The sequence below is a fragment of the Streptomyces azureus genome, assembly GCF_001270025.1.
Classification (GTDB): Bacteria; Actinomycetota; Actinomycetes; order Streptomycetales; family Streptomycetaceae; genus Streptomyces; species Streptomyces azureus.
The window spans coordinates 406,078-430,460 of the sequence record NZ_DF968533.1 but is presented as its reverse complement, the minus strand read 5'-3'; the positions used below and the strand labels follow the sequence as shown (position 1 = coordinate 430,460).

The window sequence follows — 24,383 nt, the reverse complement described above, 5'->3', positions numbered from 1 at the left end:
GCTCAGTGCCGCGCTGGTGCGGGGCGAACGGGAGACGCTGACCCTGCCGCCCCAGGAGGTGCGCTCCGTACCCGAGGAGCGGCTGTACGACGGCGCGTTGCGCACGCACTCGCCGACCGTGTGGCCGAAGGGCGTGCCGTCGGAGCGCGCCTGGGAGCGGGAGTTCGACAGCCCGGTGGCGCTGAGCACCTGTGAGCGGGAAGGGGAGGACGAAACCGGGGCCGAGGTCCCCTACCACCGGGACACCGTCGTCGGGGTCGACGACGACCTCGCCGCCGAGGGCGCGTCCGTGATCGGTGTCGACGCCCGCACGGGGAAGGAGCGCTGGCGCTACACGGTGCCGACGACCCGGCACGCCACCGTCGAGCAGGTCGGCGTGAGCGAGGACTGCGGCGTCCTCGTCCTGGTCGACAACTCCGTCACGACGCTCGACGCCTTCGACGGCTCGGTACGGGGGCGGCTGCTGCTGTCCTCTCTCCACCTCAGTGAGCAGACGAACTCCGGCGGCGGCAAGGCGGGCGTGAGGTGGGCGTTCATCACCTCGACTCGCCACACGCTGGACGACGAGGGCAACCCGCCCCGGGTGGTACCGCTGCCGGGGCAGGACTACGCCTACCTCCTCACCCCCAAGTCGGCGGTGCTGGCCGTCCGCAAGAGCGACGGCAGCACGGCCGCGGTGGGGTTCGACGACGACGCCTGCGGCCATCTGGTCCACGGCAGGTACTCGAAGTGGGGGCAGACGATGGTCGCCCACGACTGCCGCGGCGAGGAAAGGCTCCGCAGCTTCGGGATCGAGGAGCACGACGGCGAGGGCGAGACGACGCCGCTGCTTTACGGCAAGCCCCAGATGTCCTCGCCCGTCCCGACGGAATGCGGCGGCGCGGGTTCGGCGACGGCGGCGGTCGAGGGAGTCGGCAGGCTCCTGGTGCTCTACGAAGGGTGCCCGGCCGACCGGCGCGGGGCATGGTGGGTCACCTTCGATCCCGAGCCGTGGCGGGACGACCCGATGGTGCGGTGGGAGCGCTGGACGGGGTACTCGCCCCGGATCCGGGAGGCCACCCAGCCCGTACACACGCACACCGGTTTTGTACTCCCGCACCGCGACGGCATGCTCGTCGTGCACGACTTCTACCGCAAACCGTCGGACACCCGCGTCGTCCCGCTGCCGGGCCGGGACCCGGCGGTGGCCTTCGCGATGGAAGAGGTGCAGGGCATCAACAGCGACCGTATGCGCGACAACGGCCTGCTCGTCCTCGGCGGGTCCGGGAAGGTCCACGCCGTCGTCGAGACCATCACCGGCGCCAACGAGTTCAAGGTCACCGACAGCCAGCGCTCCCCCGTCGCCCCGGTGACCGGCTGCCAGGGCCGCACCGGCCTCCTGGCCGCCCACACCTCCCCGACGATGGTCCTCACCTGTACGTCCGGGAAGAACGGCAGCACGAAAGCGGTCGCGTACGCCGGGGAGGAGCGCGCAGAGAATTGGTACGAGCCGGATGAATGAAGTGATCGGCAACCAGGGAACCGTGAAGGCTGCCGGGTAATTGCCGTGATCCCCGGGCGTGGGCTGAGCGAAGATGTCCCGACCGGCATATTGGACACGGGACTTGGGGGATCTGTGTTTCGGTCCGCCGGCTCTGTGCGTCTCTGTTCCCGCAACCGCAAGGAAGGTCCACGCATGAGACTGGCCCGAGCCGCCCTGACCGTCGCGGCCACCGCCCTGACGCCCGCCCTGCTGCTCACCACCCCGGCCTTCGCCGCGTCCGGTGCCACGACCGTGGCGACCGCGTCCGACGCGACCGGCTCGGGCGTCGGCGAGATGTCCGGCGACGACGTCCGGGTCGCGATCATGCGCATCATCGCCGACCCGAACACCGGCAAGGCCGTCTACGCCGCCGCGCAGGCAGCCATGGACGGCACCATCGAGGACCAGCGGTACTTCCTGGAGACGGGCCGCTGGATAGCCCAGGCCGAGGACGACCGCGTCGCGATTGCCCGCATCCTCGCCCCCGCCGACCCGAAGACCGACAAGGCGGTCATCAGGGAGGCCAACGAGGCCCTCGACACCAACACCCCCGAAGCCCTGCGCGCCTTCCTGGAGACCGGCCACCGCCTCGCCGTGGCCGAGGACGACCGCGTCCGCATCGCCCGCATCCTCGCCGACCCGGCCATCAGCGACGCCCTGCGCGCGGCGGCCAACCAGGCCATCGAGGGTACGCCGGAGGAGATGCGGTACTTCCTGGAGGTCGGGCAGTACGAGTACCGCTAGAGGGAGCTGACGAAGAGGGCCCAGGCTCGGGTGGGGAACACCAGGGCGGGGCCCTCTGGGGTTTTGGAGTCGCGGACGGGGATGACGCCGGGGAGGTTGTCGGCTACCTCTACGCACTCACCGCCGGTTCCGCTGCTGCATCACAGAGCGCACACGGAGGCGTACCCCATGCACCCCCACCCCCACCACGAAACCGACACCTGCGTCGATGACCTCCGCGCAGCCCTGGAGGCGAACGGCATCACCCTCCCTTCCCTTGGCGTGGACCTGCCGACCTTCGCGAGCGCGCTCCCCGCACGGCCGCTCATCGCCCTCGGCAACTGCAACGAGGTCACCGCCCGCGCCCTGACCGCCGCCCTGCGCAAGGCGGCCGACCAGTGACCGAACCCCTCACCCTCGAACTGCTCGCGCTCCCCAAGGCCGTCCCCGAGGCCCGCCGTGCCGTACGCGAGCACCTGGGCGTGCCCTGCCCCGAAGTGCAACTCCGCGTCAGTGAGTTGCTGGCCAACGTGATCAACCACGTGGGCGAGGAAACCCCGGTGACGCTACGGCTGATCTCCACCCCCGACGACGGCACCCGCGTGGAGGTCACCGACCCCGACCCGTACACCTGGGTCGTCCTGCGCCGCCCCGGCGCTCAGGACGAGGCCGGACGCGGCCTGATGCTGCTGGACGCGATGGCCACGCGCTGGGGTGTGACCGAGGACGTTCGCGGCAAGACCGTGTGGTGCGAGGTGCCCGGCCGTCCGTGCGGGGCTCAGGGCTCGCTCTCCCACCGGAAGCCCGCGAGGCCCGCTGTCCCCTCCCCGCCGTCCTCTCCCGACACGTCGTCGGCGTCGTCGTAGCCCCGCAGCCGGCGGACGAGATGCCCCGCCGCGACCATCGCGCCCAGCATGAGCCCGGCCAGACAGAGGAGGCCGATCAGAAGACCGACGACACCCACAAGGCCGTATCCGCTCCAGGTCACCACGATCTTGTACGGGTCCATGCATCCGCAGGCCAGCATGCCGCCACCCCCTCCTGGCCGACAGTACTCGTCTTACGCGCGCCGCGGCCGGGAGAAGGGACGCCCCCCGCCGCAGTCTGGAGCACACCCACCTCCTGCCGTACCTACAACTTTGCAGGTTCCCCCGGACACCGGCCTCGCCCACCATGGCCACGCCACAACGGCACGGAAAGAAACGGGGGAAGACATGAAGCACTTCCGCGGATCCCGCACGGCCGCGGGTGCCGTCGCCGGTCTGACGCTGCTGTCCGGTCTCGGCATCGGCGTCGCCACCGCGGCACCGGCCGCCGCGTACGCGGGCTACTGCAACGACGGCTACGCGACGGTGTTCAGGAAGCTCGCCGGCGGCAACACCTACACGGCGTACCTGCCCGGCTACAAGGCCGACATGGTCTGCACGATGGGTAGCGGAGCGCAGAGCAAATCCGTTGCCATGCTCCAGCGGTCGCTGAACGTGTGCTACGGCAAGGACCTGGACTTCAGCCTGAAGGTCGACGGGATCTTCGGGCCGAACACCAAGAAGGCCCTCGCAGCCGCTCAGCGCGATGAGGGCATCGCGGGCGACGGCATCTACGGCAAGGACAGCCGCACCCACCTGAAGTGGGAGTTCACCCACCACACCACGACTACGTGCGCCCGGATCTGACATGAAGGAGTCCCTCATGCTGCGTACAAAGGCCGGCATCGCAGCCGGCGCGATACTGCTGTCCGGTCTCGGACTGGCCGCTACGACCGCCACTCCGGCCAACGCCGCCACCTACTGGTGCAACAAGACGAACGGCAATTTCATCGGCGGCGGCAACGGCCACGAGCTGGCCCAGATCCCCGCCTACAACAACACCTTCGACTGCATCACCGCCGAGGGGGCTTCCGGCCCCCACGTGACGGCGATCCAGAACGCACTGCGGCACTGCCACGGGCGGACCAGGGTGGCGGTCGACGGCCACTTCGGGCCGATCACCGAGGCGGAGCTGATGAAGGTACAGGCCGCCCTGCGCCTGGACGACGACGGCGTGTACGGCCCGAAGACCCGAGACAAGCTGAAGTGGCGCAGCAGCAACGGCCACTGCGCCACCCTCCCGTAGCCGAGAATCCGAAGGAAGCCATGCTGAAGAGACTCGCCGCCGCCGTGTCGACCGCCGCCCTCACGGCAACCGGCCTCGCCGTCACGGCCTCCTCCGCCGAGGCCGCCTCGTACCCGACGTGCGACTCCAAGAGGGTGGTGTACGCGTCCGGGTCGTCGCTGTTCACCTACCAGCCCTACTACACCGGTACGGGTTCACGGAACTGTGTGATGTCGCAAGGCGCCCAGTCGGACGCCGTCTACGGCCTGCAGATCGCCATCGACACCTGCTATCAGGACATCTCGCGGGACGGTATCTACGGCCCTCAGACCAAGGAGGCGGTGAAGGACGTGCAGCGAGCCGAAGACGCGGGGGTGGACGGCGTGTACGGACCGGAGACCCGCAAGGCCATGAAGTGGCCCCTCTACAAGGGAGGCAGCGGCTCGGTCCACGGCTGCTCGCGGCTGGGCGTCTGATGCGCGGCCGCGGTGAGGGTCACGTTTCCCCCGCTTACCGCGGCCGTCCGGCATGGCCCGGCGCCCCGTTCCCGGCTCCTTGGGGCCACTCCCCGACCCTCACGCGATAGCCTCACGTCAATTGACGGGGCTCAGCAGCGTGTTGGGAAGAAGCAGCACTCGGGGGATCGATGACAGACCAGCGGCAGCACATGCCGTCACACACCCCGGCGTCCGGTGACGCCGCTCTGAGGCAGGCTGGGGCGACACCGCTCCAGCCGCCGGATCCGGGGCGCATCGGACCGTACGTACCGCTCGGACGGCTCGGCACGGGCGGCATGGGCCGCGTCTACCTCGGTCGCCCCGCCGACAACACCCCCGGCCTCGCCGCCGTCAAGGTGATCCGCCCCGAGTACGCCGAGGACTCCCGTTTCCGGCGGCGTTTCGAGCGGGAAGCCGCCCTGCACGTCCGAGTGCGCACAGCGCGGGCGCCGCAGCTGCTCGGCACCGGATTTGACGACTCCATGCTGTGGATGGCGACGCAGTATCTGCCCGGCCTCAACCTCGCCGATGCCGTCCGCGAGTGCGGCCCGCTCGACGTCACCGGGCTGTGGCGGCTGGTCGGCGATCTCGGGCAGGCTCTGGCGGCGCTGGCCGTCGCCGGTGTCGTGCACCGGGATCTCAAGCCGTCCAACGTGATCCTTTCCCAGCAGGGCGCGCACATCATCGACTTCGGCATCGCGCGGGCCACCGACAGCAGCGCGATCACCTCGACCGGGAACCGGGTCGGCACGCCCGCGTTCATGGCGCCCGAGTATCTGCGCGAGGGCCACTGCGACACCGCCTCCGACGTCTTCTCCCTCGCGGGAAGCCTGATCTACGCGGCCACGGGGCGCGCTCCTTTCGGTGACGGGACGGGCGTCGACGTGATGCACCGTGTCGCGTTCGAGGAGCCCAAGGCCGAGATCATGGCCGGACTGGCGGCCCGGGACGCCGGACTGGCCGCAGTGCTTGCCGCCTGCCTCTCCAAGGATCCCGCCGGCCGCCCCACGCCTCGGCAACTGACCGAGGCCGCCGAGGCCGCCGGGGACTCCCACGCCGCCTCCTGGCACGAGCCGCTGCGCGACCGGCTGCTCGCCCGACGGCAGGCCTGCGACATACTGGAACGTTTCGCCGCACCGAAGGCCGCTCACGAGACCGTCCAGTTACGTACGCCGGCGCAGGGCACGGCGGTTCCTGCCCCCAGCCCCGGCCCCGACCCTGAGCAGAGTCCCACGCGGGACAGCGGCGGTGGGCGGACGAAGCAGAAGGTGTACCTCGCCGTCGCGGCCGGTCTCGCCGTGTGCGCCGCCGTTGCAGGAACCTTCTTCCTCTCCCGTCCGTCCGTCGGCGACACCGCCTCGGCCGCACCGACAGCGGTCGCTACCAGCGGCCGCGACGACGCTCGGACCTCCCCTCTGCCCGGGTCCTCCACATCACCCTCCGGCGCCAAGGACAAGGAGAAGGAAGAGGGCGGGGAGGAGAATCGAGGCGCATCGGGGGCGCGAGCGGACGAGGCGTCAACCGACCCGAGGGCAGACGGAGACGAAGCCCGAGCCGAACCCACCGCCGAAACCTCCGGCGCCTCGGACGGTGGCGAAGGCGGCGGCAGTGGTGGAGGCGACCCGACCGCCGCACCCACCAAGACGGCGACCGCGCCCGCCGACCCTCCCTGGATCTCCCGGTGCACGTACTACTCCGGCACCGAGCTCACCGTCCGCGGCGACAAGGGGCAGCGCGTGGTCCAGGTGCAGTGCATGCTCACCCAGCGCGGCTTCAAGGTCGGCGACGCGGGCGTGGACGGGCAGTTCGGCGGCGCCACGCTGGCCGCCGTCAAGAAGTTCCAGAGGGCCAAGGGCCTCTCCGCGGACGGCGACGTGGGACCCGACACCTGGGCGGCGCTGCGCAGTTCGACGTAGCTGCCGATCCGGCGCGGCGCCGCCCGGGTGGGGTGGAAACCGTCAGTGGAAGAAGTGCCGCGTCCCCGTGAAGTACATCGTGACGCCGGCCTTCTGCGCGGCCTCCACGACCAGTTCGTCACGGACGGAACCGCCGGGCTGCACGATGGCCTTGACGCCGGCGGCACCCAGGACGTCGATGTTGTCGGGGAACGGGAAGAACGCGTCCGACGCGACGTACGAGCCCCGGGCCCGCTCGGCCCCGGCCCGCTCCACCGCCAGCTTGCAGGAGTCGACCCGGTTGACCTGCCCCATGCCGACGCCGACCGAGGCACCGTCCTTGGCCAGCAGGATCGCGTTGGACTTCACCGCGCGGCAGGCCCTCCAGGCGAAGGCGAGCTGCTGGAGCTCGTCGGCGTCCAGCGCCTCGCCGGTCGCCAGCGTCCAGTTGGCCGGGTCGTCGCCGTCGGCCTGGAGCCGGTCGGTCACCTGGAGCAGCGCGCCGCCGTCGATGGGCTTGACCTCGACCGGGGCGGAGGGCCCGTCGGGGCAGCGCAGCACACGGATGTTCTTCTTCTTGGTGAGGGCTTCCAGGGCGCCGTCCTCGTAGTCCGGCGCGACGATGACCTCGGTGAAGATCTCCGCGACCTGCTCGGCCATCTCCTTGCTGACCGGGCGGTTGACCGCGATCACGCCGCCGAAGGCCGACAGCGGGTCACAGGCGTGCGCCTTGCGGTGCGCCTCGGCGACGTCCGCGCCCACCGCGATGCCGCAGGGGTTGGCGTGCTTGATGATCGCGACACAGGGCTCGGCGTGGTCGTACGCGGCACGGCGGGCGGCGTCCGTGTCCGTGTAGTTGTTGTACGACATCTCCTTGCCGTGCAGCTGCTCGGCCTCGGCGAGGCCGCCGCTGCCGGAGACGTACAGGGCGGCCGGCTGGTGCGGGTTCTCGCCGTAGCGCAGGGTGTGCTCGCGCTCCCAGGTGGCGCCGAGGAAGTCGGGGAACTGCGACTCGTCGACGGGCGCGTAGGAGGAGGCGAACCAGGAGGCCACGGCGACGTCGTACGCGGCCGTGTGCTGGAAGGCCTCGGCGGCCAGGCGCTTGCGGGTGGCGAGGTCGAAGCCGCCGTTCTGCACGGCGGACAGGACGTCGGCGTAGCGCGCGGGGCTGGTGACGACCGCGACCGAGGGGTGGTTCTTGGCGGCCGCCCGGACCATCGACGGGCCGCCGATGTCGATCTGCTCGACGCACTCGTCGGGGGTGGCCCCGGAGGCGACGGTCTCGCGGAACGGGTAGAGGTTGACGACGACGAGGTCGAACGGCTCGACACCCAGCTCGGCGAGCTGCCGCTGGTGGTCCTCCAGGCGCAGGTCGGCGAGGATGCCGGCGTGCACCCGGGGGTGCAGCGTCTTGACGCGGCCGTCCAGGCACTCGGGGAAGCCGGTGAGCTCCTCGACCTTGGTGACGGGGACGCCGGCAGCGGCGATCTTCGCGGCGGTGGAGCCGGTGGAGACGAGCTCGACCCCGGCCTCGTGGAGCCCGCGCGCGAGGTCCTCGAGCCCGGTCTTGTCGTAGACGCTGACGAGCGCCCGGCGAAGGGGCCGCTTGTTGCTCTCGGCGGTCACTGGATAACTACCTTTCGTCCCTCAATGCGATAGCCGTTGCGGGCGAGCCGCCCCACGACCTCGACGAGCAGCCTTCGCTCGACTTCCTTGATGCGCTCGTGCAGAGCGCTCTCGTCGTCCTCGTCCCGGACCTCGACCACACCCTGGGCGATGATCGGTCCGGTGTCGACGCCGTCGTCGACGAAGTGGACGGTGCAGCCGGTGACCTTGGCGCCGTACGCGAGCGCGTCCCGTACGCCATGGGCCCCCGGGAAACTGGGCAGCAGGGCGGGGTGCGTGTTGACGAACCGCCCGCCGAACCGCGCGAGGAACTCCTTGCCGACGATCTTCATGAACCCGGCGGAGACGACGAGGTCGGGCTCGAAGGCGGCGACGGCCTCGGCGAGCGCGGCGTCCCACTCCTCGCGGCTGCCGTACTCCCTGACCTTGCACACGAAGGTCGGCAGCCCGGCGCGCTCGGCACGGGCCAGCCCCTCGATGCCCTCGCGGTCGGCACCCACGGCCACGACCTCGGCCCCGTAGGCCTGCGCACCGGCGGCGTCGATCTCGTCGAGGAGCGCCTGAAGGTTGGTGCCGGATCCGGAGACCAGCACGACGAGGCGCTTGGCGCGCTGGGCCACGGGCTTGGCGGCCACGGTGGGGGCCTTTCTCGGGGGAGCGTCTGTCCAGGCGGCCGGCCTCGGCGTTTGTGCATTCATACGAATGCTTCGCGCCCCCGGATACGGGGAAGCCTACGAACCGGCCGACCGTCAGCAACGATACCGGCACACCGGGCAGCCCCCACGGGACGGGGGCATGGCCGGAAGGTAGCGTCTGGGCGGAGCCGGTTCGGGAACGCCGTCCGGACGTGATGCGTTCAAGAGGTGGCGGACCCGGGTCCGACACCGTTCAGTTCTGTCCACTCATCCCTGCTCTTCGATTCATTCCTACTCATCAACGGGAAGACGCTCACTTGATGCCGGACCGCAGCATGCGACTCCTCACGTTCCCCCAGCTCTCGGCGCAGGGAGGGGAGCGCGGCAGCGTGCTGCTGCGGGAGCGCCCCAGCTCACCACCCGACGCGCCTTCGGACGGCGACCGCGGCGACGAGCGAGGGCGCGGGTCCCAGGAGGACAATCCGTTCGCGCCGCCGCCCGAGGGCACCCCGGACCGGCCCTGGCAGCCGCGGCGCCCGTCGGGCGACGACTCCCAGGACGGCGGCGAGGGCGACCGCGGGCCGTGGGGCCGGCAGTGGAGCGACCGGCAGCCCGGCCGCTCGTCCGGCGGCTTCGGCGACCGCCCCCGCGGCGGCCCCGAGGGCCAGGGCGGTCCCCAGGGTGGTCAGAACCCGCGCTGGGACCCGACGGACCCCGCCCAGCGCCATGCGCGCTACGCCCTGCTCTCGGGCATGTGGGCCTTCTTCTTCGCCCTCTTCAGCTGGCCCTACGTGGCACTGCTGCTCGGCGCGCTCTCCCTCTACTGGGGCATCAGCGCCCTGCGCGCCAAGCCCCGCAGGGCCGACCCGGACAGCCCGGTCCCCGAGCAGACGGGCCGCCCCCAGACGACGGCAGCGGTGAGCGGCCTGGTGACGGCGTCCCTGGCCATCGCCCTGGTCGCCGCGTCCTTCACGGCCCAGTTGGTCTACCGCGACTACTACACCTGCACGAACGACGCCCTCACGAACGAGGCCAGGCAGTCCTGCACGGAACTTCTGCCGAAGGAGCTGCGGGGGTTGCTGGGGGCAAACGACTGACGGGCGGCCCGCTGCCTCACGGGGTGTCCGGCTCGGGAGCGGAGTCAGGCGGAGGCAGGACGTCGTAGGGCTCGGGGGCCGGGTCGGCCGGCAGGAAGTCGTACGGTTCGAATGCGGTGTCGTCCCGCTGGTCCTGGAGGCCGAACAGGGCGCCGTGGTCGAAAGCGGCGTAGGGGGCGTCCGGTGTGGGGGGCGAGGTGTCCGGCTTCGCGTCCCCGTCGGTCGGGGAGGCGTCGCCCCCTGCGACTCCGGCGATCCCGGCGATCCCGGCGACTCCGGCGATCCCGGCGACTCTGGCGATCCCGGTGATCCCGGCGACTCTGGCGATCCCGGCGACTCCTGTGCGTGTGAACCAACCCCGGCCGGGGCGCATGCCCTTCCGCGGTCGCCTGCCCTTTCGGGTGCCCTCGGCCGGTTTCTCCCGCTGCTTGCCGATTCTCGGGCCGTCCGCCTGGGGCGCCCGGCATCGCCAGGCCCGTACGGTCAACGCCGTCGGGACGGCCACCAGCACCAGCCACGCCAGTGTCGCCGCACCCACCTGCCACCACACCGGACCGAACCGGGCCAGGACGGTGACCCCGAGCGGCCCGCCCGCCAGCGCGGCGAGACCCGCGAGTACGGCCGCGCACAGCCCGGCCGCGAGGGCGGCGGCACGGGCGGTGCGCCCCGGCGGCCAGACGGCACCACACCCGCAGCCCGGCCGCGTCCCGCCGCGCTCTCCGGAGGCAGCCCCCCGCGCCACGACCCAGCCGACGACCACCCCGGCGGCCACCGGCACGACACCGGCCGCCGCCCAGTGCACCAGCCGCCCCTCCCCCGCCTCAGGCACCGCCGCCAGCAGCGGAAACGGCGGCAGGAACGCAGCCGGCGCGGAGGACAGCGGGTTGACGACATGGCCGGCGCCGAGGGCGAAACCGGGGCCGAGGGCGTAGGCGGCACCCCACACCGCCGCGTTCGGCACCAGGGCCGCACACAGCAACAGCACCGTGAACCGCCCCGACCACCCCTCCGTCAGCCGCAGCAGCGCCGCCTGGGCCGCCATGCCGTGCCCCACCAGCGACACCGCCACCAGCAGCGCACCGCCTCCGAGGAGCACCGCCACCCCGGCCGCCGCGGCCCGGGCGGCGACACCCGGGCGCCCCTCCGGCCCGAGGAGCAGCGGCCGTACGCCCACCGGCAGCACGCCCAGCAGCCGCCGCAGCGGCCCGCCCGGACGGCCGTACGCCGACCACACGCCCACCCCCGCCGCCACGACGGCGACCAGCGGCACGCACACTCCCGTCCACACCCACGACGGCCGCAGCGCACCGCCCGCGGCGTACAGGGCGGCGGGCGCGGCGACGGCGAGGTAGCCGAGGGCGACCCCCGCCCACGCGGTACGGGCCGAGACCAGCGGCGGCCCCGCGACCACCGCGATGTCCACGACCCCCTGGATGCCGTCGTCGAAGCCGTCACCCCCGTCCACCGCTCCGCCGTCCGTGGCATCCCGCGCCGCCCGGTGCAGCAGCCACACCGGCAGCGCGAGCAGCAGCAGCGGCGGGACACCCACGGGAGCCGGGACGCCGGCGAGCGTGTCGGTGCGGACCAGTTCGGCTCCGTGGGCCAGCAGCCACAGCGCCGCCGCCACGTGCAGCGCGCCGCCGGGCCCGCTGTCGGGATACGGCGAGGTGATCCACAGCATCATCACCAGCACGGCGAACGACACGAGTCCGAGTCCTGCCGCGACCGCGCCACCCACGAGGGCGCCGACCAGTCCGGGCGAGCGGTCGCGCATCCGGGTGAGCAGGGGAGACAGCTGACGTCGGCGAGCGGTCATCTCGATCACGCCGCCATGCTCCCAACGACACGCCCTTCCCTGTCGTAACAGGCGAACCATCGCTGTGTCGCTCAATATGCGTTTATGTACTTTTCCGTACGCAGGGGCGCCCTGTGACACAGAGCCCTGCCATCCCTCTCCCCCCGCCCAAGGAACGCCGACACCTGCGCGAGGCCGCCTCGCTGACGCGGGCTCAGCTGGCCTCCCGGGTGGGCGTCACCAGCGAGACGGTGCGCGGGTGGGAGACCGGCCGCTCGACGCCGCGCGGCCGAAAAGGGGAGAAGTACGCGAAGCTGCTGAACTCACTGGGTACGGAGGCGGACGCGACACCGCCTCGTACGGAGCGTAAAACCGCCGCCGCGAGCGATCGGAGCCGCCCCTCGGCCGGGGACCGAGGCCGTGCCTCCGGCCGGTACCGGGGCGGCCGCACCGCCGTCGCGCAGCAGGACCGCACCGCCGTCGGCCGCCGCAGCCGTGCCTCGGCCACCGAACGCAGCCGCGTCGCCGACCGGAACCACGCCATCGGCACCGATCGCGGCCACACCGCCGTCACCGATCACCACCACACCGCCGCCGCCGACCACGGCCGCACCACCGTCACCGGGCGGCGCCCCGTCCCGTCCCGCGCTGCGGCCCCGCGGCGGCCGGATGACGCGGCCGCCGCCCTGACCCCCGATCAGGCCTTCGACGCGCTGTACGCGTTCTGTGCGCCCGCGCTCGTCCGGCAGGCCTACCTGCTGACCGGCCGCCGCGAGCTGGCGCGGGAGGCGGTCGAGCGGGCCTTTCACATCGTCTGGCAGCGCTGGCCCGAGGTGGCCCGCGACCGCGACCCGGCGGGCTGGGTGCGGGCGGTGGCGTACGACTGTGCCCTCTCCCCGTGGCACCGGTTCCGCCTCCGCTACCGGCATCCCGAGCCACCGCCCTCCGACGCGTTCGACCGCGCGCTGCTGGACACCCTGCTGAAGCTGCCGCCCTCGTACCGCCGCACGCTGCTGCTGTACGACGGTGTCGGTCTCGGCCTGCCGGAGACGGCGGCGGAGACGGAGGCGAGCAGCCGCGCGGCCGCGAACCGGCTGATGCACGCGCGGGAGGCGGTCGCCGAGCGGCTGCCGGAGCTGGCGGACCCGGAGGTGCTCCACTGGCGGCTGGTCGAACTGGCCTCCATCGAGCGGCTGCGGGCCGCCAAACCGCTCGTCGTGCGCCGCACCGGGGAACGCCGGGCCCGTTTCTGGACCCGGGCCGCCATCGCCTTCACGATCTTCCTGATCGGGGCCACGGCCCTCACCGCCCGCACGGCCCCCACGCACTACGAGCCACCGGTGCCGCAGGGCGAGACCGTCCGGGACGTGCCGCCACCGATCGCGCCCGGACCGCTGTCGGAGTCGGAGCGGGAGCTGCGGGCGAAGCTGCGCGAAGAGGAGCTGCGGGGGCCGGTCCGGCTGATGCCGCAGCCACGCTGACGCCTGCTTGTGCTTGCTTCCGCTTCCGCGAAACGGCGGTGGGCCCGCCCCCGTGCAGGGAGCGGGCCCACCTATGAGCTGTACGACTGAGCGCAGGGCGCTGCCCCTGCTCAGCCGGCGAGGATCGCGCGAGCCAGCTTCGCCGTCTCGGTCGGCGTCTTGCCGACCTTGACGCCGGCGGCCTCGAGGGCCTCCTTCTTCGCGGCGGCCGTGCCGGAGGAGCCGGAGACGATGGCGCCGGCGTGGCCCATGGTCTTGCCCTCGGGCGCGGTGAAGCCCGCGACGTAGCCGACGACCGGCTTCTTCACGTTCTCCTTGATGAAGGCCGCGGCCCGCTCCTCGGCGTCGCCGCCGATCTCACCGATCATGACGATCAGGTCGGTGTCGGGGTCGGCCTCGAACGCGGCGAGGGCGTCGATGTGGGTCGTCCCGATGACCGGGTCGCCACCGATGCCGACGGCGGAGGAGAAGCCGATGTCCCGCAGCTCGTACATCATCTGGTACGTCAGCGTGCCGGACTTCGACACCAGGCCGATGCGGCCCGGCTTGGTGATGTCGCCCGGGATGATGCCGGCGTTCGACTGGCCCGGCGTGATGAGACCGGGGCAGTTCGGGCCGATGATGCGGGTCTTGTTGCCCTTGGACACGGCGTAGGCGTAGAACGCGGCCGAGTCGTGGACCGCGATGCCCTCGGTGATGACGACCGCGAGGGGGATCTCGGCGTCGATGGCCTCGACGACGGCGGCCTTGGCGAAGGCCGGCGGGACGAAGAGGACGGATACGTTCGCGCCCGTCTTCTCGATCGCCTCGGCGACCGTGCCGAAGACCGGGATCTCGTTGCCGTCGATGTCGACCGACGTGCCCGCCTTGCGGGGGTTCACGCCACCGACGATGTTGGTGCCGTCGGCCAGCATGAGCTTGGTGTGCTTCATGCCCGTGGCACCGGTCATGCCCTGGACGATGACCTTGGAGTCCTTGTTGAGGAAGATAGCCATGGCTGTTTAGTCCCTCGTCCCTTACTTCGCAGCCGCGAGCTCGGCGGCCTTGTCGGCCGCGCCGTCCATGGTGTCCACACGCTGCACCAGCGGGTGGTTGGCGTCGGAGAGGATCTTGCGACCCAGCTCGGCGTTGTTGCCGTCGAGACGGACGACGAGGGGCTTGGTGACTTCCTCGCCCTTGTCCTTCAGCAGCTGCAGCGCCTGCACGATGCCGTTGGCGACCTCGTCACAGGCGGTGATGCCGCCGAAGACGTTGACGAACACGGACTTGACGTCCGGGTCGCCGAGGATGATCTCCAGGCCGTTCGCCATGACGGCGGCGGAGGCGCCACCGCCGATGTCGAGGAAGTTGGCGGGCTTGACGCCACCGTGCGCCTCACCGGCGTACGCGACGACGTCCAGGGTGCTCATGACGAGACCCGCGCCGTTGCCGATGATGCCGACCTCGCCGTCGAGCTTGACGTAGTTGAGGTTCTTCTCCTTGGCGGCGGCCTCGAGCGGGTTGGCCGCGGCCTTGTCCTGGAGGGCCTCGTGCTCCGGCTGACGGAACTCGGCGTTCTCGTCCAGGGAGACCTTGCCGTCCAGGGCGATGACGTCACCGGAGGCGACCTTCGCCAGCGGGTTGACCTCGACCAGGAGGGCGTCCTCCTTGATGAAGGTGTCCCACAGCTTGACGAGGACGTTCACGACCTTGTCGGCGACCTCGGCCGGGAACTTCGCGGCCGCGACGATCTCGCGGGCCTTCGCCTCGGTGACACCCTCGTTGGCGTCGATCGGCGTCTTGGCGACGGCCTCGGGGCGGGTGGCCGCCACCTCCTCGATCTCCATGCCGCCCTCGACGGACGCGATGGAGAGGAAGGTGCGGTTGGCACGGTCCAGGAGGAAGGAGACGTAGTACTCCTCCACGATCTCCGGGGCCGTCTCGGCGATCATCACCTTGTGGACCGTGTGGCCCTTGATGTCCATGCCGAGGATGTTGGTCGCGTGCTCGACCGCCTCGTCGGGGGTGGCGGCGAGCTTGACGCCGCCGGCCTTGCCACGGCCGCCGACCTTCACCTGGGCCTTGACGACGGACTTGCCACCGAGGCGCTCGGTGGCTGCGCGGGCCGCCTCAGGCGTGTCGATGACTTCACCGGCCAGCACCGGTACATCGTGCTTGGCGAAGAGGTCCCTCGCCTGGTACTCGAACAGGTCCACGCGCTTCCGTCCCTATCAGTGATCTCGCGGTTCGTTGTCTGCGTGGGCGTGCCGCGAGGGCAACGTGACGTCCGCTGTCTGTCACAAGGGAGGCGCACACGGTGTCCGAGCGCGCGGCATGTCCGTCTCGCAGGTTATCGCTGCTTGCGGGGGGCCTCTAAATCGAGGGTCACACCTGAGCGGTGATACCTGTCACATGATGCCGCGCTCTCTGGCACGGCGTGCCTGGGGTGAGGGGCCTCACCGGGCTGGGGTTGACCCGGTGAGGCCCGGCTGACGCTCCCGAAGGACCACAAAGGCCCTGTTCAGGGCCCGGCTCTCCGGGGCGCGGGGTGGTTGGTCCCCACCCCAATGGGGACCACCCGACCCCATCCACGAGGTTTCGGCCTCGGACGACCGATGGTTTTCGCCCGTCCTGAGGCGATGCCTCGTGAAGTCGGTGGGGTGAGGGCACGGGGTGCGGGTGCGGGGTGCGCTCTCGTCGGTGAGTCAGGGAGTGGGTTGCACCGGCCCTGGTACTCCCGCCCTGGGCGATGGGATGCCGAGTGCTGTGTCCATCGAGCGGCACCGGAGGGTGGCGGTCTCCCCGTGCTAGTGCCCCGGCAGGCAACGTTTGCCCGGCAAGGAGCGGCGTCCGGTGCGTGCTCTGGGGGTACCCCCTGCTCGAAGAGCTTGGGGGAGTGCCGGCCGGAAGCCCTCGTACGGGGGATGTACTCGGGCTTTCGGCCGGTGCGGCGAGAGGGCGTACCGGGCGTCGCGACGGGGCGAACGTTGCCTGCCGGGGCACTAGCCGGGGAAGACGGGAATGTCCCGGTGACCGTCCCGGGTGCCGGCCGCGCAGGAGCGGGCCACGACACCGGGCAGGAGCCTCAGCGGCTCCCGGTCGCTCAGGGTGACGGCGTGCGGGTCGCCGTGGCGCGACGTGCCGTTGTCGGCCGCGGACCGGTTGCCGAGCGTGCCGTCAGGCCGACCTGCGGGCGCGTGCCCGCCGTGGCCGTGTCCGACGTGGACGGACGGGCCGGCGTGGTCTGCGGCTCTGGGGTGGCCCGCGTGCTCTGTCCAGCCGGCGGCGCGGTGCTCGGCGCCGCGCACGACGGTGTCCGCCCCGGAGGCGGCGAACTCCGCCCCACCGCTCCGTCCGACGGAGACAGGCCTGCCGGCCGGGGACGGCGCCGTTCTGCCCGGCTGTGGGTCGGCTGTGACCGGGGCGGGGAGGGGGTGGCCCGGGAGTGCGGGGTAACTGGGGAGGCCGGGAAGCCCGGGCGCTTCTGGGAACGTGCCTTCACCGGTGGGGGGTACGGGCGGGGGCGGGAGGAGATCCGACGGCCCCGGGAGGTCCGGGAAGTCTGGCGGGTTCGGGAGGTCCGGGAGGTCCGGGAGGTCTGGTAGGTCCGGCAGGTCCGGGAGCACTGGCAGTTTGGGCAGTGCGGGCAGGTTCGACAGGTCCGGCAGCGTCGGCGGCTTCGGAGCCGTCGGTGGGTCGGACGGCGCGGGCAGCTCGGACAGCACCGGCAGCTTGGGCAACGGCGACGACGGGGACGGCTCCATCGCCTGTGCCTCTCCCAGCCCCTTGCGCACCGCCTCGCCGGCATCACCGGCCACCCGTACGCCCCGCTCCCCCACGGCTCCCGCGTCGGACCCCGTGAGGGGAACACCGCCGACTCCGGACACGGAGCGAGGGCCCCGCGAGTCGATCCGCCCGGCCGGGGCGTGCGCGGTGGGCCGCTGCCGGGGCTCCGGGGCGTGCGCGTCCGGCCGGACCCTCCCTGCCGGGACGTACACGTCAGGTCGGGCCAAGGGCCTCTGCTCGTCGGCGACCCACGCCGCCGTGCGGTCCGTCAGCGCCCGCACGCCGTCCGCCGCATACGCCCGCTCCCCGCACAGCAGCCCGATGACGAGCACCCCGCCCACCAGCAGCGCCACTCGGAGCGCACGCCACCCGGCCGCCGTGCGCGGCATGCGCACAGCGGCACGGGGCAGGACTGCTGACCAGGTCAAGAGAGGGAACTTCCTCCCGTGCTACGGAACAAGTGCGGAACGCATCACGCGTTACGAGCAACGAGTCGGCACAACGTGGTGCTGCCCGGCGCGGCGCGACGCACCGCCGAGCAGGCGCAGATCCTCGCACGGGAGTGCGGAGGTTGCGCAAGCCCTTTCCCACTGATGGCCAGTCATATCCGTTTTACCGGCCGGAGTCGGACGACGATGCATCGACAAGTCGCCATCTGACATCCGACCACCCCTCACCCCCGCGATCCTCGGCACCTCACGCCGCATCCGGTATCGGCAGCGGACGCTTCTCGATCGCCGCCGCCATCACCTCCGGGAACAGATCGGGCGTGCAGGCGAACGCCGGTGCCCCCAGCGCGGCCAGCGCGGCCGCGTGCTCCCGGTCGTATGCCGGCGCGCCCTCGTCCGAGAGCGCCAGCAGCGTCACGAACTGCACCCCCGAAGCCTTCATCGCCGCGACCCGCTTGAGCATCTCGTCCCGTATGCCTCCCTCGTAGAGGTCGCTGATCAGCACGACCACCGTCTCCGCGGGCCGGGTGATCTGCGACTGGCAGTAGGCGAGTGCCCGGTTGATGTCCGTGCCGCCGCCCAACTGCGTCCCGAACAGGACGTCGACGGGGTCGTCGAGCTGGTCCGTGAGGTCGACGACCGCCGTGTCGAAGACGACGAGTCGCGTGGAGATCGTCCGCATCGAGGCGAGCACCGCTCCGAACACCGATGCGTACACGACCGATGCCGCCATGGATCCCGACTGGTCGATACAGAGGATGACCTCCTTCTTCATGGACTGGGACGCTCGCCCGTACCCGATGAGCCGCTCCGGCACGATCGTTCGGTACTCGGGCAGGTAGTGCTTGAGGTTGGCCGCGATCGTGCGGTTCCAGTCGATGTCGTGATGGCGGGGCCGGCTGATCCGGGCGCTGCGGTCGAGGGCCCCGGTGAGGGTGGCCCGGGTGCGGGTGGCGAGCCGCTTCTCCAGGTCCTCGACGACCTTGCGTACGACGGCCCGTGCCGTCTCCTTCGTCGTCTCGGGCATGGCCTTGTTGAGCGACAGCAGCGTGCCGACGAGGTGCACGTCGGCCTCCACCGCCTCCAGCATCTCCGGCTCCAGCAGGAGCATGGCGAGACCGAGCCGGTCGATGGCGTCGCGCTGCATGACCTGTACGACGGAGGAGGGGAAGTACGTCCGGACGTCCCCGAGCCAGCGCGCCACGGACGGCGCCGACGCCCCGAGTCCCGCCGAACGGTCCCGGCCTCCCTGCGGCTTCTCCCCCTTGCCGTAGAGCGCGGTGAGCGCTCCGTCCATCGCAGCGTCCCGCCCGGACAGTTCGCACCCGGTGCCGTCCGCCGCGTCGCCCCCGAGCACGAGCCGCCACCGCCGCAACCGCTCCCGCGCCGGGTCCGTCACCTCGGCCGTCATCCGCGTCCTCCCTCGCGAGGCCGTTCCCACAGCGGGATCACCGGCACGGCCCTCGTCGGCCGGCCTTCCGCCGGCGAACCGTCCCCCGCGCTGTCTCCCGTCTCCGCGCTCGGAGTCGATCGCCTCAGTCCGTCGGTCGTCATCCCGTCACCCCCACCAGGTTGTTGCCGATGCGCTCTTCCCCTTCGTCCAGCCCGAGCAGCAGCCGCACGACCGGCAGCACGGCGTCCGCGCGCACCGTGTCGAGCTCGGTCGCGAAGCCGGGTGTGCCGGAGCCTGTTCCTGCCGCGCTGCTCCCGGCCCCCGGTCCGCGCCGGACCAGTTCGCCGAGGGTCCGCCGCACCCCGGGCTCGTACGCCGAGAACGTCCGCCGCAACAGGGGCAGCACGTCCGTGAACGCCTCCGCCGGCACCTCGGTCAGCCACGCGTCGACCAGCCCGAGCAGCCGCTCGTCGTGCACCAGGAGCATCCCGCCCCCGGAGCCTCCTCCGACGAAGCCCTCGATCCACGCGGCCGCGTCCGCCGGTGGCGTGCCCGGGGACAGGACGAGCCCCATGAGGCGCGCCGCCTCGTCCTGCGCCAGCTCCCCGTCGTCCAGCAGGAGCCGCACGGCACGCCCCCTGATCACCCCGGGTACGGTGTCCCGCCCGCACAGCACACGCAGCACCGACTGCCAACGGGCTCGCAAGTGGCCTTGTCCCGCTGCGGGGGCCTCCCCCAGGAGACCCACCGCCCCGTGCACCGCGTCGACATGACGCCGCATCTCCTCGGCGCCGTCCGCGTCGAGCGCGGCGCAGGCCGGGGGCAGGCCGACGAAGACCCGCTCGGCCAGACCCGCCGCGACCTCTCCCAGGGCCCCGGTGTCCGTGCCGCGCACATCGCCGTAGCGCAGGGTGCGGACGAGGGCCGGCAGCGCCTGGGCGAGCTGGCCGACATCACTGTCGAGGGCCGCCCGGTCGGCGAGGATCCGCATCACCGTCGGCAGTACGTAGGGCAGTTCGGCCAGCAGGCAGCGCTCAGCGAGCGCGGTGACGTCGGTGAGCCCCTGCGCGGCGACGGCGTCCGCCTCGGCCTTGGCGGTCGCGGCGGACAGGACGGTCGTCCCCCACACCCCGGCCTCGGCGACCCGCACGGACAGCTCGGGCTCCCAGCGCAGCCGCCACGTCTCCCGGAACGTGCCCGTGCTCCCCCGCGAGGCGGCCGGTCCGCCCCACGCGACGCCGAGCAACCTCAGCCGGTGCAGCAGTCTGCTGCGGGCGGCGTCGGTCTCCTTGCGCAGGTCGAGCTCCAACTCCCGCTCCAGCGCCTCCGGCTTCAGCCGCAGCCGGCGCTGGAGCCGGGCGAGGTCCCGCTGCAACGGAACCGCCGGCGCCGTCGCAGGCACCTCCCCCAGCACGTCCCCCACGATCAGCCGGTCCTGCACCAGCGCCAGCGGCACGTCCGAGCCCTCGCACATCACCGCCCGCACCGCGTCGGTCGTCTCGCTCAGGCCGGGCAGCGGACGGCCGCGCATCGCGGCGAGCGTCTCGGCCAGCCGCACGGCCTCGATGACGTGCGCGGAGGAGACGAGCCGGTCCTCGGCGCGCAACAGCCCCGCCACCTTGGTCATCCACCGCTCGACCGGCCGGTCCGGGGCGCTGAACAAGTGCCCGTACCAGCCCGGCGAGTCGATGCCGGCGCCGTACCCGCTGATCCGGGACAGCCGGCGGTGGGTCCACGGCACCCAGGTCATGTCCGCCTTGACCTTGGGCAGCCCTTTCAGCAGCGCCTTGTCGGCGGCGACGGTGGTCTTCCGCCGCAGGGCGGGCACATGCCACGCCCCGCACACGACGGCCACGCTGTCCTCGAACTCCCGCTGCGCGGCCCGCACCTGGAGCCGCATGTACGCCTCGCGCACCAGGTCACGGTCATGTCCCCCGCTGCCGTAGGTCTCCCGCAGCGCCCCCATCGCCTCCTCGAGCACGGTGAACGGCGCGAGCGCGTCCCCCTTCCCCGCGCCCCGGTGCTCCACGACGTCCTCCCACCACCGCTCCGGGTCGTCGTAGCCGGCGGTCGCGGCGAGCACGCCGAGCGGATCGATCCGCAGGTCGGCGGGGCCGGGGCAGAGGCCGGGGCCGGGGTGGGGGCCGGAGTCGCCCTCGCGGTCCGCCGTCTCGGCGTCCAGAGGAGAGTCACCCTCCACTGCGGCCTCGTCCTCCTGCCTCGCCCAGGCCAGCGTGTGCGTGGCCGGCAGGTCGATGAAGCGGGCCGGGACGTCGTGTTCCAGGGCCCAGCGGATGGCGACCCACTCCGGGGAGAACTCGGCCAGCGGCCAGAAGGCCGAACGGCCGGGCTCGTCCACGGCATGGGCGAGCAGGGCGACCGGCGGCCGCATCTCCTCGTCGGCGGCGAGCGGAATCAGGGCATCGGCCTCGGGCGGCCCCTCGATCAGCACGACCCGCGGCCGGGCCTCCTCCAGCGCCGCCCGCACCGCCCGCGCCGACCCCGGCCCGTGATGCCGCACCCCGAGCAGCAGCGGCCCCGATCCGGCCGCCCGGCCTACAGCCTCTTCCCAGCCCGTCACTTGTTCCCCTCCCATCGCATACCCGGCCCCGCAACCGGCCCCCGCCCCGCGTCGCTCACACGCTCACCTCCCGGCAGGCGCGGTAGAAGTCCTTCCAGCCGTCCCGCTCGCGGACCACTGTCTCCAGGTACTCCTGCCAGATGACGCGGTCGGCCGCCGGGTCGCGGACCACCGCGCCGAGGATGCCCGCGGCCACGTCGCCCGGCCGCAGCACGCCGTCGCCGAAGTGGGCCGCCAAGGCGAGTCCGTTGGTGACGACCGAGATCGCCTCGGCCGTGGACAGCGTGCCGCTCGGCGACTTCAGCTTCGTCCGTCCGTCGGCCGTGACCCCGTCGCGCAGCTCGCGGAAGACCGTGACGACCCGGCGGATCTCGTCGAGGCCGTCGGGCGCGGCCGGCAGGTCGAGGGAGCGGCCGATCTGGTCGACGCGGCGCGAGACGATGTCGACCTCGGCCTCGGGGCTCTCCGGCAACGGCAGCACCACCGTGTTGAACCGGCGACGCAGGGCGCTGGACAGGTCGTTGACCCCGCGGTCGCGGTCGTTGGCCGTGGCGATCAGGTTGAAGCCGCGGACCGCCTGCACCTCCTGGCCCAGCTCCGGTATCGGCAGCGTCTTCTCCGACAGGATCGTGATGAGCGTGTCCTGCACGTCGGCCGGGATACGCGTCAGCTCCTCGACGCGGGCGGTCATGCCCTCGGCCATGGCCCGCATGACAGGGCTGGGCACGAGGGCGTCGCGGCTCGGGCCGTGGGCGAGCAACTGCGCGTAGTTCCAGCCGTACCGGATCGCCTCCTCCGGTGTGCCGGCGGTGCCCTGCACCAGCAGCGTGGAGTCGCCGCTGACCGCCGCGGCCAGATGCTCGGAGACCCAGGTCTTCGCCGTGCCGGGCACGCCGAGCAGGAGCAGGGCGCGGTCGGTGGCGAGCGTGGTGACGGCGACCTCGACGATGCGGCGCGGGCCGACGTACTTCGGTGTGATCACCGTGCCGTCCGGCAGCGTCCCGCCGAGCAGGTACGTCGCGACGGCCCACGGCGACAGCTTCCAGCGGGCCGGACGCGGACGGTCGTCCTGCGCGGCCAGCGCGGCGAGTTCGCCGGCGAAGGCGTCCTCTGCGTGCGGCCGCAGCGCTTCCGCCCCAGTCACGTCCGCGGGTGCGCCCACCCCCGCGTTCGCGGGCGCGGACCCGTTCTGGCTCGGGTCGACGGACGTCGGTTCTACGGACACAGGCATGGCTGAGTCCCCCTCCAGCTCGGCCGGTTCGGATCTGGCATCCACGTTGCACCACGCCACTGACAATGCGTTCCGACCTGCGCAAACGCCCAGCCTGAGCCGCTCGTGGACCCGATTGTCAGTGGTGGGATCTACCTTCGGTGGCATGACTCAGCAGGGGGTGCGCTGGACCGCGGACCAGGTGCTGGCACTGGCGCCTGACGCGGCATCACGCAAAGCGGGGAGCAAACTCGGCGCGGCGGGGCCGTGGTCCGAGGTGGGGAGTTCCGACGACGGGACGGTGTGGGGGCTGTGCAAGGGCAGCGGAAGCAAGCCGTATCAGACGGTCGTCGACATCGCGGACGCCTCCGGGCCCGCGTACAAGTGCAGTTGTCCGAGCCGCAAGTTCCCGTGCAAGCACGCGCTCGGGCTGCTGCTGCTCTGGGCGGGCGGCGACGCCGCGGTGCCGACGGGAGAGGCGCCGGCGTGGGCCGGGCAGTGGCTAGCCGGGCGGCGTAAGCGCGCGGAGGAGAAGAAGGCCGGGGACATCTCCGGTTCACCGTCCGGGGCCGCTGATCCGGAGGCGGCGCGCCGCCGGGCGGAGCGGCGGGCAGAGCGGGTCACGGCGGGCGCGGTGGAGCTGGAGCAGCGCCTGGCGGATCTGTTGCGCGCCGGCCTGGCGACGGCGGAGCAGTCGGGTTACGGCCTGTGGGAGGAGACGGCGGCCCGCATGGTCGACGCCCAGGCGCAGGGCCTGGCCGGCCGGGTCCGGGAGTTGGGGGCGATCCCGTCCACCGGGCCGGGCTGGCCGGTGCGTCTGCTGGAGGAGTGCGCGTTGCTGCATCTTCTCGGTCAGGGCTGGCTGCGCCGCGAGCGGCTGCCCGATGCCCTCGCCGCCACGGTCCGCTCCCGCATCGGCCTGCCGGCCTCGGCGGACGGCCCGCCGGTGCGGGACCGCTGGCTGGTGCTCGCCCAGTACGACACGGCGGACACGCGCCTGACGACCCGCCGGATCTGGCTGTACGGCACCGACTCGCACCGCACCGTGCTGCTCCTCTCCTACGGCGCCGCGGGCCGCGCCCCGGAGCTGGCACTGCCGGTGGGACTGGCCCTGGAGGCCGAGGTGTCCGCCTACCCGGGCGCCGGGCAGCTGCGGGTGGCCCTGGGCGAACAGTTCGCACCGCCCGCGCCGACGGCGATACGCCCGCGGGGGGTGACGACGTCCCAGGCGGCCGCCCGTTACGGCGACGCCCTGCGAGACGATCCCTGGCTGGAGTCCGTCCCGGTGACGCTGGGCCGGGTCGTCCCCACCCCGGACGGCGACTCCTGGCAGTTGGCGGACGCGGACGAGGACGCGGCATTGCCGCTCACTCCCGCCGCGCGCTCCCGGCCGGGTCTTTGGCGGCTCGTCGCGCTGTCCGGAGGCGCCCCGGTCATGGTCTTCGGCGAATGCGGCCACCAGGGCTTCACGCCGCTGACGGCCTGGCCCGAGGGTCCGGGCGGCGGCGCGATAGCCCTGTGCTGAGCCGACGACAATTCCGACACCCACGCGAATGTCGACGCCGGCGCCGGTGGCCCGGCCTTTCCGACCCGACCCACCCTTCTCTCAAATCCACGAATCTT

At 72.4% G+C, this 24,383-nt stretch carries 20 protein-coding genes and 1 pseudogene; 11 read left to right on the top strand and 10 right to left on the bottom strand.

From position 1 onward, the window contains the following. Window positions 1-1,501 (top strand): outer membrane protein assembly factor BamB family protein (locus AOQ53_RS39945; RefSeq protein WP_148640450.1); only part of this gene is annotated, 1,501 nt, incomplete at its 5' end. A 174-nt stretch (window positions 1,502-1,675) separates the two neighbouring features. Next, entirely contained in the window at window positions 1,676-2,266 is a 591-nt protein-coding gene (locus AOQ53_RS39940; protein WP_059425010.1) for an ALF repeat-containing protein, read from the top strand. Here AOQ53_RS39940 and AOQ53_RS42550 read toward each other — a convergent pair. After that, a pseudogene (locus AOQ53_RS42550) lies at window positions 2,263-2,403 on the bottom strand (DUF397 domain-containing protein); the annotation flags it as partial. The gene AOQ53_RS39940 and the pseudogene AOQ53_RS42550 overlap by 4 nt on opposite strands. A gap of 31 nt (window positions 2,404-2,434) precedes the next feature. Between AOQ53_RS42550 and AOQ53_RS39935 the strand changes: the two are divergent. The 6 genes from AOQ53_RS39935 (at window position 2,435) to AOQ53_RS39905 (ending at window position 6,749) form a co-directional block, all read left to right on the top strand. Next, window positions 2,435-2,647 carry a hypothetical protein gene (locus tag AOQ53_RS39935; protein WP_059425008.1) on the top strand — a complete coding sequence of 71 codons (213 nt, stop codon included), beginning with the start codon at window positions 2,435-2,437 and terminating at the stop codon, window positions 2,645-2,647. Next, the gene (locus AOQ53_RS39930; protein ID WP_107084062.1) at window positions 2,644-3,111 is read left to right on the top strand and encodes an ATP-binding protein; all 468 of its coding nucleotides are present in this window, start codon (window positions 2,644-2,646) and stop codon (window positions 3,109-3,111) included. The genes AOQ53_RS39935 and AOQ53_RS39930 overlap by 4 nt, the downstream gene beginning before the upstream one ends. Window positions 3,112-3,459: 348 nt before the next feature. Beyond that, window positions 3,460-3,918 carry a peptidoglycan-binding domain-containing protein gene (locus AOQ53_RS45140; RefSeq protein ID WP_059425004.1) on the top strand — a complete coding sequence of 153 codons (459 nt, stop codon included), beginning with the start codon at window positions 3,460-3,462 and terminating at the stop codon, window positions 3,916-3,918. Between the two features lie 16 nt (window positions 3,919-3,934). Continuing rightward, on the top strand, window positions 3,935-4,357 hold the full coding sequence (locus AOQ53_RS39915) for a peptidoglycan-binding domain-containing protein (RefSeq protein ID WP_167745816.1): 423 nt from the start codon (window positions 3,935-3,937) through the stop codon (window positions 4,355-4,357). Window positions 4,358-4,377: 20 nt separating this feature from the next. Continuing rightward, complete coding sequence (locus AOQ53_RS39910; RefSeq protein ID WP_059425002.1) at window positions 4,378-4,812, top strand: peptidoglycan-binding domain-containing protein; 435 nt, start codon at window positions 4,378-4,380, stop codon at window positions 4,810-4,812. A 170-nt stretch (window positions 4,813-4,982) separates the two neighbouring features. Continuing rightward, window positions 4,983-6,749, top strand: coding sequence for a serine/threonine-protein kinase (locus AOQ53_RS39905; protein ID WP_059425000.1), 1,767 nt, complete (start codon window positions 4,983-4,985; stop codon window positions 6,747-6,749). 42 nt (window positions 6,750-6,791) lie between these two features. Here AOQ53_RS39905 and purH read toward each other — a convergent pair whose 3' ends face one another. Further along, window positions 6,792-8,354 carry a bifunctional phosphoribosylaminoimidazolecarboxamide formyltransferase/IMP cyclohydrolase gene (gene purH, locus AOQ53_RS39900; RefSeq protein ID WP_059424998.1) on the bottom strand — a complete coding sequence of 521 codons (1,563 nt, stop codon included), beginning with the start codon at window positions 8,352-8,354 and terminating at the stop codon, window positions 6,792-6,794. Beyond that, window positions 8,351-8,989: a phosphoribosylglycinamide formyltransferase gene (purN, locus tag AOQ53_RS39895; RefSeq protein WP_059424995.1), complete on the bottom strand. Its 639-nt coding sequence runs from the start codon at window positions 8,987-8,989 to the stop codon at window positions 8,351-8,353. The genes purH and purN overlap by 4 nt, the downstream gene beginning before the upstream one ends. A gap of 320 nt (window positions 8,990-9,309) precedes the next feature. Here purN and AOQ53_RS39890 point away from each other — a divergent pair, with 320 nt between their 5' ends. Continuing rightward, window positions 9,310-10,086: a hypothetical protein gene (locus tag AOQ53_RS39890; protein ID WP_059424994.1), complete on the top strand. Its 777-nt coding sequence runs from the start codon at window positions 9,310-9,312 to the stop codon at window positions 10,084-10,086. Window positions 10,087-10,102: 16 nt separating this feature from the next. Here the strand turns inward: AOQ53_RS39890 and AOQ53_RS39885 are convergent, their stop codons facing one another. After that, entirely contained in the window at window positions 10,103-11,902 is a 1,800-nt protein-coding gene (locus tag AOQ53_RS39885) for a cell division protein PerM (RefSeq protein ID WP_236711972.1), read from the bottom strand. A 113-nt stretch (window positions 11,903-12,015) separates the two neighbouring features. Between AOQ53_RS39885 and AOQ53_RS39880 the strand changes: the two genes are divergently transcribed. Continuing rightward, window positions 12,016-13,362, top strand: a complete 1,347-nt coding sequence (locus AOQ53_RS39880; protein WP_059424990.1) for a helix-turn-helix domain-containing protein — start codon at window positions 12,016-12,018, stop codon at window positions 13,360-13,362. Window positions 13,363-13,472: 110 nt separating this feature from the next. Here AOQ53_RS39880 and sucD read toward each other — a convergent pair whose 3' ends face one another. The 6 genes from sucD to AOQ53_RS39850 form a co-directional block, all read right to left on the bottom strand. Then, the gene (sucD, locus tag AOQ53_RS39875) at window positions 13,473-14,357 is read right to left on the bottom strand and encodes a succinate--CoA ligase subunit alpha (protein ID WP_010036416.1); all 885 of its coding nucleotides are present in this window, start codon (window positions 14,355-14,357) and stop codon (window positions 13,473-13,475) included. Window positions 14,358-14,378: 21 nt separating this feature from the next. Further along, complete coding sequence (sucC, locus tag AOQ53_RS39870; protein ID WP_059424988.1) at window positions 14,379-15,557, bottom strand: ADP-forming succinate--CoA ligase subunit beta; 1,179 nt, start codon at window positions 15,555-15,557, stop codon at window positions 14,379-14,381. Between the two features lie 786 nt (window positions 15,558-16,343). Further along, entirely contained in the window at window positions 16,344-17,555 is a 1,212-nt protein-coding gene (locus AOQ53_RS39865) for a hypothetical protein (protein ID WP_148640449.1), read from the bottom strand. A gap of 268 nt (window positions 17,556-17,823) precedes the next feature. Continuing rightward, on the bottom strand, window positions 17,824-18,987 hold the full coding sequence (locus AOQ53_RS39860) for a VWA domain-containing protein (RefSeq protein WP_059424984.1): 1,164 nt from the start codon (window positions 18,985-18,987) through the stop codon (window positions 17,824-17,826). A 139-nt stretch (window positions 18,988-19,126) separates the two neighbouring features. Next, window positions 19,127-21,565 carry a DUF5682 family protein gene (locus tag AOQ53_RS39855; protein ID WP_059424981.1) on the bottom strand — a complete coding sequence of 813 codons (2,439 nt, stop codon included), beginning with the start codon at window positions 21,563-21,565 and terminating at the stop codon, window positions 19,127-19,129. Between the two features lie 40 nt (window positions 21,566-21,605). After that, window positions 21,606-22,781, bottom strand: a complete 1,176-nt coding sequence (locus tag AOQ53_RS39850) for an ATP-binding protein (protein ID WP_059424979.1) — start codon at window positions 22,779-22,781, stop codon at window positions 21,606-21,608. A gap of 145 nt (window positions 22,782-22,926) precedes the next feature. Here AOQ53_RS39850 and AOQ53_RS39845 point away from each other — a divergent pair, with 145 nt between their 5' ends. Continuing rightward, window positions 22,927-24,285 carry an SWIM zinc finger family protein gene (locus AOQ53_RS39845; protein ID WP_059424977.1) on the top strand — a complete coding sequence of 453 codons (1,359 nt, stop codon included), beginning with the start codon at window positions 22,927-22,929 and terminating at the stop codon, window positions 24,283-24,285. Window positions 24,286-24,383 lie beyond the last annotated feature (98 nt).